The sequence below is a fragment of the Paenibacillus sp. FSL R7-0312 genome (assembly GCF_038004445.1).
Taxonomy (GTDB): Bacteria; Bacillota; Bacilli; order Paenibacillales; family Paenibacillaceae; genus Paenibacillus_AQ.
Genome location: NZ_JBBORE010000001.1, coordinates 3,230,016 through 3,243,162, shown reverse-complemented (window position 1 = coordinate 3,243,162; position 13,147 = coordinate 3,230,016). Strand labels below are relative to the sequence as shown.

The window sequence follows — 13,147 nt, the reverse complement described above, 5'->3', positions numbered from 1 at the left end:
TACTAAGGAGTTTTTTACTCACATGCGTTCCGAATCGTCCCGGAGGTTCGGATCATAAGACTGTATCCGCGCTCAAAGCGCGTTCTCGCTTACCTCGCGGCTCTCAAGCGCATTCCAGTCATCCTGCGACAGCAGCTCCAGCTGGGCTTCCAGCAGGGTCCGGAAACGGGTGCGGTAGATGGAAGCCTGCTTGCGCAGCTCCTCTGTCTCGATCGCTACCTTGCGGGATTTGGACAACGCTTCGTTGATGATCCGGTCCGCATTTTTCTCCGCTTCCTTGAGGATCAGCTGTGACTCTTTCTTGGAGTTGTTCTTCACATCATCTGCTGCCTCCTGAGCCACGATAATGGTCTTGGACAGGCTTTCTTCAATATTGACAAAATGATCAAGTCGCTCCTGAATGGATAAAAGCTGGTTGTGCAGCTCTTTGTTCTCTCGAATAACGCTTTCGTAATCCTTAATGACCTGATCCAGAAATTCGTTGACCTCATCTTCGTCATAACCGCGGATTCTCCGAGAGAATTCCTTGTTATGTATATCGAGCGGTGTTAATGGCATGCTGTGCACCTCCTAGAAATTTCGGACATCCATTGTCCCTGAACGATATTCCGTCCGGAAGACAAAGATGAAAGACTGCTTGCTTGGATATCCCCAAGTGTAAGGGGGGTGTTTCCCTGAGAATATCAATTTCGACAAGCACGCCTGTAATCCTGCAAAGAACTCAGACAAATTTGCCTACCAGAATCCGGTAACGGCCTTTCTTCGTCAAGCTGCCGATCTCCAGCACCTTGAACCGTCCGAAACCCTGGATAGAAACTACATCACCGTCTTTCAGACTGCAGGACGGATCTTCCTCCACTTTCCAGTTCACCCGCACACGTCCGGCTTTGATAGGAGCCAGAATTTTGCTCCGGCTTAGCCGGGTCACATCTGCTGCAATTCCGTCAAGTCTCAGAGAAGCCACAGTGAAATCCATCGTTTCGAGCTTAACCTGGCTGCTGCGTAAGCCGGATAGCGTCAATATCTCTGTACTAACGCTGATCCGGTGCACACCGGTCAGATTCATGGACAGATAATCGGCAATATCCTCAGCTACCACAACGTGACAGCCGTCCTCCAGCACATGAATATCACCGATCTTGCCTCTTTTGATGCCGAGTCCCAGGATGGCGCCCATATAATCACCATGCTCCAGCGCAAGGAATTTCTGCTCCCCCGAGGTAATGGCCAGCACTTTCAGCTCCATGTCCTCACCCGTGAGATCACGGTAATCCGGCGCAACCATAGCCCGCTTCCGCTCGGCATCGTCAGAACCGCCCTCCCAGCGTACAATGACATCGGGATGGCGGTTCACCAGGCTCTGCAGTATATATCCCTGACGGGGATCGAGAAATTCGGTCAGCTTGGTCTCATGGTACTCTCCTGCATTCGTAACCCATTCCCAGGCCTTGTCCACAAATTGCCGTTCATCCGGGTGGAAGTGGCCGTAAATTTCATTCTTCATGTGATTAGCCGAACACCAGGGCCACAATGGAATGAAGCCCGCCTACCGCAAACCGGAGCACGACAATCGCAATAATCGGGGAGATGTCGATCGTTCCGAATAGCGGAGGAATAATCTTCCGGAATGGCGTCAGATACGGCTCGACAAGCTTGCCGAGCAGTTCACCGATAAAGTTCTCACGCAGATTAGGCAGCCAGGACATGAGAATGTATACGATAATCATGTAATAGTAAATTGTAAATAGCATGTCTATAATCGAAGATATTTGATCCAAAACCTGCTCACCTCATTCTGTTGTAGTCTTGATCGTCACCAAGAATTTCTGTTATGGAGCCTTGGATTTCCACTGTATCTGGAGTGCACATAAATATATTGCCCCCAATTTTGGATATTCCTCCACCCAGGGCATAAACTGTTCCGCTTAAAAAATCAATAATCCTCATTGCCTGGTCGTTACGCACCCGCTGCAAATTAATAACTACCGTGCGGTGAGCACGCAGATGGTCGGCAATCTCCTGGGCCTCGTCATATGAACGCGGCTCGTAGAGCACAACCTTCACATTTTTTTGCGAATGGATACTGACGACGTTAGCCCGCTGATTTTTGCGTGTTTCTACAGGGGCGGGTTCGTATTCATCCTCATCACGGGAGATTTGCTCCCGCTCCACTATTTCCTCTTCCTCCTGCAAACCCAAGAAACTCATAAACCGGTTCATCACGCCCATCAATCTCCCTCCTAATGACCTACTAGTACCGTACCCAGGCGCACCCGGGTGGCTCCTTCCTGTATCGCCACTTCAAAATCATTCGACATTCCCATCGACAGCTCTTGTATAGGCTCAGGTGTCAAAGCAAGCTGATTAAGTGAATCACGCAGCTCACGCAGCCCCCGGAATACGGGACGGGTAAGCTCCGGATCTTCCTCATGCGGGGCCATGGTCATTAGTCCGATTACCTTCACACGGTTTAGCGGGGCGATGTCCTTCAGGAACCCCTCCACCGCTTCGGGCGGTAAACCGAACTTTGTATCTTCTCCGGAAATATTCACCTGCAGGAACACCTTAACATCCAGTCCGGCGGCGTCCGCCTTCTTGTGGAGTTCCCGTGCCAGCGATAGCCGGTCGAGCGAGTGTATATATTCAAATTTACCGATAACGTCTTTTACCTTATTGGTCTGCAAATGCCCGATAAAGTGCCAGATTCCCTTGTGTCCAAGCGCATTCCATTTAGGCTCTGCATCCTGCCAGCGGCTCTCCGCAATCTCCGTGAGCCCTGCTTCCAGTACAGCAGCTACCGTGTCCAGAGGTACATATTTCGTCACCGCGATAACCTTGACGTCACTCACCTCACGGCCGCTGACCGCGCAGGCCTGTGCGACACGTTCCATGGTGATGGCGATTCTTTCCTGTAATGAGGCCAACATTCAACTCTCCTTTATTCCGATCCAGCTCGTCATTCTCCCTGTAACCCCATTTTCCTTGCGGTACGAAAAGAACAGATCACTGTTACAGCTTGTACACCAAGATGTACATTCGATATGAGTCGGCAATATTCCTGCTTTTATCATAATGCGTTGATTCATTTCTTTCAAGTTCAGCATACTTTTGCTGCTGTCCTTATCCGAGCTTCTATATAAGTCCGGCGCCCCTTCCACCATCATCAGCGGGTTCAGCCCGGCCTCCAGCCGGCGGACATGGTCCATTACATAATCATCTACCTCGTAGCAGCATTCGCCAATCGAAGGGCCTATAGCAGCCTGGATATCCTCCGGACGGCTTCCATACTCCTGTTCCATTCTGTCCGCCATCGCTGCTGCGATCTCTGCCACAGTCCCCTTCCAGCCTGCATGTGCCAGCCCCACAACACTGTACACGGGGTCATAGAAGTATAGCGGCACACAATCCGCATAAAAGGAAGTCAGCAGCACACCCGGCATATTAGTCAGAAGCCCGTCGGTAGCCTGAAAAGCTGTAGACCGGTCCAGGCTGCCTCTTCCGCGGTCCTGTTCTGTAATTACAGCTATATCTTTACCATGGGTTTGTTCTCCGCAGGTCCAGGACTGGAGCCCGAAACCAAGACTTTCGGCCAGCAGCTTCCTGTTGCTAAGCACAATAGCCGGATCATCACCGACATGAAGCGCACAGTTGAAGCTGTCATACGGCTTCGTACCGCTGCCGCCCTCTCTGCCTGTGAATCCTGCTGTGATTGCATTATACTTCTCACGCCACGGCTCCAGATGAAGCAGCCTAGGCGTTCCGTCAATCCGCATAAACGGTTCCATATCTTCACCTCCGCTTAAGTGTAACATAAACTCAGCCCCATAAACTCTACCCCACAAACTCTACCCCACAAAGTGATGTAACGCTGCACTCTCCTGAGCCCACCCTATGCCTTTACCCATATACGCAGAAAAAAGACGCACCTGTTCAATAAGTGCGCCGCTCGCTGCGTTCCGGCCGCTCCAAATACATCATCTCCCGCTCTTCCTGGCCCTGAGGCATCCGGGATTCCTCAATCTTTACCAGGACGACATCGGCACCGATCTTGACGATATTCCGCCACGGGATAATCAGATCGGCACCGCCTCCGAACAGTCCCATGAACCTTGTATATCCCGGTACGATGATGGCATCAATAACCCCCCGGCGCAGATCCAGCTCCAGATCACTAATCTGTCCGAGCCGCTTGCCGTCCACAATATTAATAACATCCTTGGTTTGAAAATCAGAGATTTTCATCTTTTTGCCTGACCCTACGGAATCTTCATTCATCCTGCCACCCCTGTACATTCAGACCTATAGCTCCAGTATATGTCCTTAAGGCTTGGCAACATGTCTTAATTCATTTCCGGCATTCGTTGTTACATACAAAAGGATACCCCGGGCAGCCGCTTACGCGCCTTCCGGAATATCCCCCGCTTATCTATAGCCTGCTGTTTAAGACTTCACATGCTTTTGCATTTGCTGGATAGCCGACTTCTCAAGCCGCGATACCTGCGCCTGTGAGATCCCAATCTCATCCGCTACCTCCATCTGGGTTTTACCTTCAAAGAACCGCATGGACAAAATACGTTTCTCGCGCTGTCCCAGCCGCTGCATCGCTTCACGAAGAGCAATCTCTTCAATCCAGGATACATCCTTGTTCTTATCATCGCTGATCTGATCCATCACATAGATCGGATCACCGCCGTCATGATAGATCGGCTCGAACAGGGATACCGGGTCCTGAATAGCATCAAGGGCAAAGACGACATCCTCTTTAGGTACACCGAGCGCTTCTGAAATCTCGAGGATCGTCGGTTCCCGCGAATTCTGATTGGTCAGGCTGTCACGGACCTGAAGGGCCTTATAGGCAATATCCCGCAGCGAGCGCGATACCCGGATCGGGTTGTTGTCACGCAAGTAGCGGCGGATCTCTCCGATGATCATCGGCACCGCATAGGTAGAGAACTTGACATTCTGCGATAAATCAAAATTATCGATGGCTTTCATGAGTCCGATGCAGCCTACCTGAAACAGATCATCCACGAACTCCCCACGATTATTGAACCTTTGAATTACGCTAAGAACAAGTCTAAGGTTACCATTTACCAATTTCTCTCTGGCGGATCGCTCGCCCTGCTGCTGCAGCGAAGTGAACAATGCCCGCATTTCCACGTTCGTAAGAACGGGCAGCTTAGCGGTGTCCACACCGCAAATCTCGACTTTATTTCGGGTCATGATGATTTACCTCCCAAGGAGAAACATTACTGTACATTATCTCCCCGGTCCGGCATTTTATTCCTCGGTTCCCTCAGCTTACACCATCTTGTTGAACTCCTTGCGCAGCCGCTTGATAATTCTTTTCTCCAGCCGCGAGATGTAGGATTGGGAAATGCCAAGCAAATCAGCGACATCCTTTTGGGTTTTTTCCTCACCGCCGCGCAGTCCGAACCGCAGCTCCATAATTAATCTTTCCCGTTCACTGAGCTTCTCCAGCGCCTTCTGCAGCAGCTTGCGGTCCACCTGTTCTTCGATATTCCGGTAAATCGTGTCATTCTCCGTTCCCAGCACATCCGATAGCAACAGCTCGTTGCCGTCCCAGTCAATATTCAGAGGTTCATCAAACGAAACCTCGCTTCTAGTTTTGCTGTTGCGCCGCAGATACATCAGAATTTCATTCTCAATACAGCGTGAGGCATAGGTGGCCAGTTTTATTTTTTTCTCCGGATCGAAGGTGTTGACGGCTTTAATCAGTCCTATCGCCCCGATGGAAACAAGATCCTCGATATTGATCCCTGTGTTCTCAAATTTGCGGGCGATATACACCACCAGCCGCAGGTTGCGTTCAATCAGCATGGCCCGGACCGCTGCATCACCGCTCGAGAGCCGCTGCAGCAGGAATTCTTCCTCTTCCCGAGTAAGCGGAGGAGGCAGCGCTTCACTGCCCCCGATATAATATATTTCCTGGCTCTTCAGTCCCAGCAGAAACAGCATGCGATAATACTGCAGTTGCAGCACAAGTTTGAATTTGACCATTTATTGTTCCTCCTATATGTTCCTTAACTCATAGCCTTGTCTGCCGGCGCCTCTACAGCGCTCTCATTGTGGGTCAGGTCAGGATGTATGACCGCCCGGTACGCCCCGTCTCCCGACAGTGTCCCGCCATCCAGCCCGATGAGAACCCTCTTGCTGTAGAAGGTTTCGCCGCCAAGCTTTATCATCACTGAATCCGGCTTCAACGCGAGCATGAAGGATGCCCCGCGGTTAACGCCTCTGTACGGCACCAGCCGTATTCTGTCCTGCCAGGCGAACGACTGCCCGTCCGCTTCCAGCACAAGTGTATCTGCCCCCGTCTGTGTCAGCCTCCCTTTCCATGAGGCCGGCAGATGGCCTTCCCATAATGAGGATTCCATAACCATGACCGGAATTCGCGTAAGCGGATCATTCAGCCGGTTTCCGGTATCCAGCAGCCCGGGGCAAGTAACAATAACACCGTCAATCTCCACAGTCACTTCACCGATATATGTCTCCAGCTGCTCCCTGCGCCTGCGTGAGGCTTGAATCAGCTTGAAGAGAAGTAGCACCAGCGGAAGCATCGCAAGTACGAACCAGAATCCAATCTTCAGCCGGTAAGCTTGGCCGCCTGAAGAAGTAAAGATAATGCCGTTCCAGATGTCGCCTGAGCTTTGCAGCAAATAATGAATCCCTACTATACCTCCTGCCGCCGCAAAATTAATGATATAAAATGCCCCCAATGCACGAAGATAGCTTTGCAGACTTCTAAATCCAAACGCGATCCACAGCATCACTACCGACAACCCAAACTTGATGAGGAAGGTGTACATGAAGGACAGCTCCGGTACAAACATCATCACGACATAGAGCGCGCCAACCAGCGCAGAGAGAGACAGGCGCCACCAGGACACCTTCAGCTTGACCAGCCAGCTGGTCAGCCACAATAGAATTCCGTCGATCAGCAGATTGGCGGCGAAGATCAAGTCAATATAAACAACCAGTGTTTTCACCTGCCTGGTAACGGATATCTAGCCGGAGGCCAGGGTGAAGGCTCTCTTTTTAGACGATAAGATTAGTATAGGAACTCTCGCATTCAAAGTCTGTCTAAACTTGGGGGGCGTACTTACGTTTTTTTTGTCGAGTTATAGGTCAGCAGAGATATTAAGAGGATAAAACAAAAAGCCAGCCTGTAGAGGCTGACTTCAAGTTCGAATATTTATTTAACTAATAGATTTCAATTCTTCTTCAGTCAGTCCGGTTGCCTTCATTACAGAAGGAAGATCCATCCCCATAGCCAAGAGATTCTTGGCTATTTCCAGCTTTGCCTCGAGCTCACCTTCTGCTCTGCCTTCTGTTCTGCCTACTTCTCTGCCTTCCGCTATGCCTTTAGCAAACCCTTCTCTTTGTGCACCGTCTCTCTGCGAGGCTTCGTCAAGCAGAAACTTCTGGCGGTCCTCATATTTACGCCGGGCTTCCGAATCCTGACTCAGAAACTCCAGGGTTTCCATCGCCTTCCTCAAAGCAGGCTCGTTCATCAACAGCACCTCCCAATCCGAGTGGTTTATTCCCTTCAAGAACAGCAGCCAGTTCACCAGGCCGCCTTGGCCGGGAACCGCTGGCTGATTCAGCTTGGGTAATTCCAGAAAATGAATTTCAATATCATCCGTGAGCGGCATTCCGGTTGCATCCTCCCGTAAGTGAAACACACTATGCGGATGTTCGTTAGGCAGCACCTTATAATTCAGAATGTTGATTGTTACGCGTTTCTTGAGGTCTGTGTATTTGCCGCTTACCTGAAGCTGGCCCGCGTAACGTTTGCTCCAGTAATATAAGGTCCTTTTCTCAATATCATATTTGTTGAACAGCTGCATTTCAATATTGATCAGCTTGCCGTCTGCAGACTTCGCCCAAATATCAAATATTGATAGCTTATCCAGCGGATCATCCTTATCTGTATAAGGATTGAGCAGCACTACTTCCTCCAGCGGCGGATCTCCCGCATCCATGAATATCCGGTTCAGAAAAGCCAGCAGCACATCCTTGTTACTCTCGCTTGCAAATATCCGTTTAAATACAAAATCCACCCGGGGGTCCAGCAGCTCCATTCCATCGTCTCCCGTTATCGTTATTATAACAGCCTGAAAAACAAAAAAACACCGTATTCGTCCCGGCTCAAGGCGGGTTGAATACGGTGCTTCCGTAAAAAGCTATGCAGTTCATTGCTCTTAGTTCTTAATCATTGTTGCCGCGTGTCCGGTTGCGCAGGAAGGTTGGAATATCCAGCTGATCAGAGGTTGTCTGATTGCCGAACGGACGCAGATTCGCATTCTTATCCTTGTCCGCTGCCGGCTCACTGCTGGATGCAGGACGGCGAGCAGGCGCTACAGGGGAAGGCTTATGTTCAAAGCCGGTAGCAATTACCGTAACCTTGATTTCGTCCTTCATGCTCTCTTCGATAATGGCACCGAAGATCATATTCACTTCGGGGTCCGAAGCAGAAGTAACAATCTCAGCCGCTTCATTAACCTCGTACAGGGAGAGGTTAGAGCCCCCTGTGATGTTCATGATTACACCGCGCGCACCTTCAATCGAGGTTTCGAGGAGCGGGCTCATAATGGCTTTGCGGGCCGCCTCTGACGCACGGTTCTCGCCGGTGGCAATTCCGATGCCCATAAGCGCCGAACCGCGTTCTGTCATGATGGTCTTCACATCGGCAAAGTCAAGGTTGATCAGGCCGGGAACGGCAATGAGATCAGATATCCCTTGCACAGCCTGGCGGAGTACATTATCCGCTTCACGGAAAGCCTCCAGCATTGGTGTTTTCTTATCCACAATTTCCAGCAGGCGGTCATTCGGAATCACGATCAGCGTATCCACTTTTTCTTTCAACGCTTCGATTCCCAGTTCTGCCTGATTGGAACGTTTTCTGCCTTCAAAAGTAAACGGACGGGTCACGACGCCAACCGTCAATGCTCCGCACTCTCTGGCAATCTCAGCAATTACAGGCGCTGCGCCTGTTCCGGTACCCCCGCCCATACCTGCGGTTACGAATACCATATCTGCACCTTTAAGCGTATTTGAAATCAGATCGCGGGATTCTTCAGCCGCTTTCTTCCCCACCTCAGGATTGGCTCCAGCGCCAAGTCCGCGGGTCAGTTTATCCCCGATTTGCAGTTTATGCTCCGATTTGGCCATATGCAGCGCTTGGGCATCTGTATTAACCGTAATGAATTCAACACCCTGAACGCCATTTTCAATCATCCGGTTTACAGCATTGCTTCCGCCGCCGCCTACGCCGATGACCTTTATTTGGGCTAAGCTCTCCATTTCAAAATCAAATTCCAACATATTGTTTCCATCTCCCCCTTGAGTAGTGCTTGGATGGCCAGTCCAAGTATATCTGGACTTACACTTATATGAACTCGCTGAACATATTCTTTAGACGTTCTACCAGCCCCGGCTTCTTGGAAGAATCCTGGCTAGGTGCAGCACTTTGCTTGCTGCGGTTAACCGTCTTCTTATTGGCGCTTCCGCCGCTGCTTCGTCCGCGGAATCTGCGCACAACGGTATGGAGTATACCTACACCGCCGGTGAACCCGGGGTCACGTACTCCAATATAATCAGGTACGGCAATACGTACGGAGGCTGCCAGCTCAGTCTGGGCGACCTTCAGGACACCCGGCATCGAAACGGTGCCACCCGTTAGTATATAACCTCCCGGAAGCTCATTGTAACCAAGCCGCTTCACTTCCTGGCGGATCAGATGGAAGATTTCTTGAACTCTGGGCTCAATAATCGCCGCCAGATCCTCCTGGTTGAATTCCTTCTCAACATTGCTGCCGATCCGCAGAACCTTGAACACGACATCCGAGGCGGCGTCATCAATCCAGGCACAGCCATATTTCAGCTTGACCTTCTCAGCCTGATCGGTAAGCGTTCGCAGACCGTATGCAATATCATTGGTTATAAATTCTCCTCCGATCGGAATCGTAGAGGTTGCGCACAAGGAACCTTCTTCATATACGGCTATCGTCGCCTGGCCGGCACCGATATCCACCAGTACTGCTCCCATTGATTTCTCATCCTTGGAAAGCGCTAATCCGCCTGCCCCGAGAGACATAAGCACAAGATCTTTAACCTTCAGACCTGATTTCTCCACGCAGCGCAGCAGATTATGTATTGGTGTCTTAGCCCCGGTAATGATCGTTGCTTCAACCTCGAGGCGAACTCCGATCATTCCGCGCGGATCTTGAATTCCTTCAAGCCCGTCGACGATATATTGCTTGGCGACAACATCAATGACTTCGCGCTCAGGAGGCAGTGCTATGACCTCAGCAGCCTTGATTACGCGGTCGATATCTTCTTCGCCGATCTCACGGTCTTCATTCTGCACGGCAACTACACCGTGACTGGATTGCAGGCCGATATGATTACCGGATATACCGACATACACCTCGGATATTTGAATACCGACCATTTGCTCCGCATGCTCTACGGCACTCTTGATCGATTGCACAGTCTGATCGATGTCTACAATCGCACCCTTGCGTATTCCTTCCGAATCAGCAGATCCAACGCCAATAATATTAAAGGTTCCATTGGTAACTTCCCCAATTATTGCCCGAACTTTGGATGTACCGATGTCCAAACTAACAATGATGTCATTGTTGCTCAAGCCCTATGGCACCTCCTGTTATAATCATAATGAATTGTGAAGCCAAATAAATAGAAAATGCGCTTTGATCCCGGTCCCGGGAAACTTCTCTGTACATATTCAACATCCCTAATCCTTTCCCTCTTTTTTCTACAAATTTTTTGAATGGAATAATATAACAGCCTTTTGGCATGCAAACAACTGCTTTTAATTTTTTCTAAAGCATATAAGTTCTACCTTTTAAGAAATGACAGCTATATCCATGAATGTATTTCAAAAAATCCGCAGAAAAAAGAGGGAGGTTGCTTATTGCCCGTAAAACCGATTGTAGCATTTTTTCCGCTCTATTAGTAGGGACTATTTACTCTTGTGTGTCTGCATCCTCCCCGGAATCCTCCGCTTCCGTATGAAATGGGACATAAGAATCGGCCTCAAGCATCTTGATCAATCCCGGCTGCTCATTTTCAATTACTTGATTTAGGTATTCCACTTTGTCCTTAAGCAGTGAAATTGCCGTAATGACCTCAAACCGTGAACGTGTATACAGCTTAATACGGTCCGGAAAAGACAAAGTCGGGGAGGGGACGATCTCGGATATATCACTGGTCAGTTCATTCGGAATATCAGCCAGCGCCTGGCACAGCTTCGTCTTGTACGGATCATCAGCCTTCCAGTTGGTTAATATCGGCTTTTCAACGGCAATCCCTGTATCCTTGACAGATACTGCAGCTCCGCTGGACAGAATCGCCTCAAGCGATCCAGCCTCATCCAGCTCGTATGCCACTGCGGGGAATTCCTTAATGCTGATGTTAATCACACCGGGGAAACTCTTGTCCACAGCCGCTTCCTGAACCGTCTTCAGTTCTGTCAATGCACTTTCCACGGAATCTCCGGAGACTGCGAAGAACTGTCCGCCGATCGTAAGACCGCTTGCGGCAAGCAATTCCTCCCGGGATGTATATTTATCCCCCTGGAAATGGATAGCTGTAATCTTACTGACGGACGAACGGAAAAATATCACGGCCAGCAGCGCAATAAACAACAGTAGCAGGATAATGGTAATTTTACGGCTCATTCTCTTACTGGGCTTGTCCTCTTTAAGAAGAGGCATTCGGGTTTTAGGCATTCTCATATCTCCGTAATAAGGCCCTGTCTCCTTCCCGCGCACTCGGGCCGAAGGAGACAGGGAGCTTTAATTGGCCAAATCCAGAGGGTCCGGCACAGGTACCTTGCGACTAATCCGTGCACCCAGCTTCTGAAACAGTACCTCAATGCCATCATATCCGCGGTCAATATGATGCGCCTGCTCAACAACGGTAGTCCCTTGAGCGGCAAGTCCGGCGATAACCAGGGCAGCTCCGGCACGCAGGTCGGTAGCTTCTACCGTAGCTCCGTACAATCTCTGCACTCCGCGTATAAAAGCCCGGTTCAGGTCAATGGAAATGTCGGCTCCCATCCGCGCCATCTCCTCTACATGCTTAAAGCGCCCTTCAAATACAGTTTCTTTAATCACGCTGAATCCGTCAGCCAGGGATAAAAGGACCATCACCTGGGATTGCAGATCTGTAGGGAACGAAGGATAAGGAGAGGTTACAATTCTTTCTACTGCACGCGGACGCCCCATACAGCTGATATTAATTATATCATTGCAAACTGTAATTTGAACACCGGCACGCCTCAGAACATGGATCAGAGAAGTCAAATGTCCTGCGTTGGTGTGGGTCAGCGTCACATTCCCCCTTGTAGCTGCCGCAGCGATCATTACGGTCCCGGCGACAATCCGGTCGGGAATGACCTCATAATTGCACGGATACAGCTTGGAGACGCCCTGGATGGTGATCGTATCTGTTCCTGCACCGATGATTTGCGCACCCATCGCATTCAGGAAATTCTGCAGATCCTGGATTTCCGGCTCTCTGGCCGCCCCAGACACCGTCGTTGTCCCTTCCGCCATAGCGGCTGCCATCATGATATTCTCCGTGGCTCCAACGCTTGGATAATCCAGATGAATATCACAGCCCGTCAGTTTGGCAGCCCGGCAGCAGATCATCCCGCTGGTTTCCTCAATCTCCGCCCCGAGCAGCTTCAGACCCTGCAGGTGAAGATCAATTTTGCGTTCCCCGATGGCACAGCCGCCCGGCTGATAAATCGTCACTTCACCAAACCTGGACAGAAGCGGTCCCATTAGAAAAATGGAGGATCTCATCTGCCGCATTAAATCCTCCGGAACATGCGAGGTTGCGACGTAGGTTGTATCGACCGTAACCGTTTCGTCTTCATGCACGGCCCTGCAGCCCAGCCTTTCCAGAATATCCAGCATAGTTTCGATGTCCAGCAGCTTCGGCACATTATGCAGTGAGTGAACTCCTTCGGCCAGCAGGCTTGCCGCCAGAATCGGCAGGGCCGCATTTTTCGCTCCATGGATACGTATGGTGCCTGACAGGGGATTTCCACCCTCAATCACCAATTTGTCCAATGTATCACCTCCGAGAT

15 protein-coding genes are annotated in these 13,147 nt (G+C 50.4%); all 15 read right to left on the bottom strand.

The features are described from left to right. Positions 1–72 precede the first annotated feature (72 nt). The 15 genes from MKX70_RS14135 to murA all read right to left on the bottom strand — a co-directional run bounded on the left by MKX70_RS14135 (position 73) and on the right by murA (position 13,130). Complete coding sequence (locus MKX70_RS14135; protein ID WP_039304308.1) at positions 73–558, bottom strand: DivIVA domain-containing protein; 486 nt, start codon at positions 556–558, stop codon at positions 73–75. A gap of 163 nt (positions 559–721) precedes the next feature. After that, a complete protein-coding gene (locus MKX70_RS14130) occupies positions 722–1,504 on the bottom strand; it encodes a YlmH family RNA-binding protein (RefSeq protein ID WP_042238520.1) in 783 nt (260 codons plus the stop codon). Between the two features lie 4 nt (positions 1,505–1,508). Continuing rightward, entirely contained in the window at positions 1,509–1,751 is a 243-nt protein-coding gene (locus MKX70_RS14125; RefSeq protein ID WP_042243191.1) for a YggT family protein, read from the bottom strand. 34 nt (positions 1,752–1,785) lie between these two features. Further along, complete coding sequence (locus MKX70_RS14120) at positions 1,786–2,229, bottom strand: cell division protein SepF (RefSeq protein WP_039304302.1); 444 nt, start codon at positions 2,227–2,229, stop codon at positions 1,786–1,788. Between the two features lie 11 nt (positions 2,230–2,240). Beyond that, positions 2,241–2,927, bottom strand: a complete 687-nt coding sequence (locus MKX70_RS14115; RefSeq protein ID WP_042238522.1) for a YggS family pyridoxal phosphate-dependent enzyme — start codon at positions 2,925–2,927, stop codon at positions 2,241–2,243. Further along, positions 2,928–3,785, bottom strand: a complete 858-nt coding sequence (gene pgeF / locus MKX70_RS14110) for a peptidoglycan editing factor PgeF (RefSeq protein WP_042238523.1) — start codon at positions 3,783–3,785, stop codon at positions 2,928–2,930. A 145-nt stretch (positions 3,786–3,930) separates the two neighbouring features. Further along, complete coding sequence (locus MKX70_RS14105; RefSeq protein WP_039304293.1) at positions 3,931–4,275, bottom strand: YlmC/YmxH family sporulation protein; 345 nt, start codon at positions 4,273–4,275, stop codon at positions 3,931–3,933. A gap of 165 nt (positions 4,276–4,440) precedes the next feature. Next, entirely contained in the window at positions 4,441–5,223 is a 783-nt protein-coding gene (gene sigG / locus MKX70_RS14100; RefSeq protein ID WP_039304289.1) for an RNA polymerase sporulation sigma factor SigG, read from the bottom strand. Between the two features lie 78 nt (positions 5,224–5,301). Beyond that, on the bottom strand, positions 5,302–6,021 hold the full coding sequence (gene sigE / locus MKX70_RS14095; RefSeq protein WP_039304286.1) for an RNA polymerase sporulation sigma factor SigE: 720 nt from the start codon (positions 6,019–6,021) through the stop codon (positions 5,302–5,304). A gap of 23 nt (positions 6,022–6,044) precedes the next feature. Continuing rightward, positions 6,045–7,010: a sigma-E processing peptidase SpoIIGA gene (gene spoIIGA / locus MKX70_RS14090; RefSeq protein ID WP_197072976.1), complete on the bottom strand. Its 966-nt coding sequence runs from the start codon at positions 7,008–7,010 to the stop codon at positions 6,045–6,047. Positions 7,011–7,220: 210 nt separating this feature from the next. Then, positions 7,221–8,105, bottom strand: a complete 885-nt coding sequence (locus MKX70_RS14085; RefSeq protein ID WP_340840198.1) for an Rpn family recombination-promoting nuclease/putative transposase — start codon at positions 8,103–8,105, stop codon at positions 7,221–7,223. A gap of 127 nt (positions 8,106–8,232) precedes the next feature. Then, complete coding sequence (ftsZ, locus tag MKX70_RS14080) at positions 8,233–9,348, bottom strand: cell division protein FtsZ (protein ID WP_042139382.1); 1,116 nt, start codon at positions 9,346–9,348, stop codon at positions 8,233–8,235. Between the two features lie 64 nt (positions 9,349–9,412). Further along, positions 9,413–10,675: a cell division protein FtsA gene (gene ftsA / locus MKX70_RS14075; protein WP_042238525.1), complete on the bottom strand. Its 1,263-nt coding sequence runs from the start codon at positions 10,673–10,675 to the stop codon at positions 9,413–9,415. Positions 10,676–11,015: 340 nt separating this feature from the next. Continuing rightward, on the bottom strand, positions 11,016–11,780 hold the full coding sequence (locus tag MKX70_RS14070; protein ID WP_042238526.1) for a cell division protein FtsQ/DivIB: 765 nt from the start codon (positions 11,778–11,780) through the stop codon (positions 11,016–11,018). 66 nt (positions 11,781–11,846) lie between these two features. Beyond that, positions 11,847–13,130, bottom strand: coding sequence for a UDP-N-acetylglucosamine 1-carboxyvinyltransferase (gene murA, locus MKX70_RS14065; RefSeq protein WP_042238527.1), 1,284 nt, complete (start codon positions 13,128–13,130; stop codon positions 11,847–11,849). Positions 13,131–13,147 lie beyond the last annotated feature (17 nt).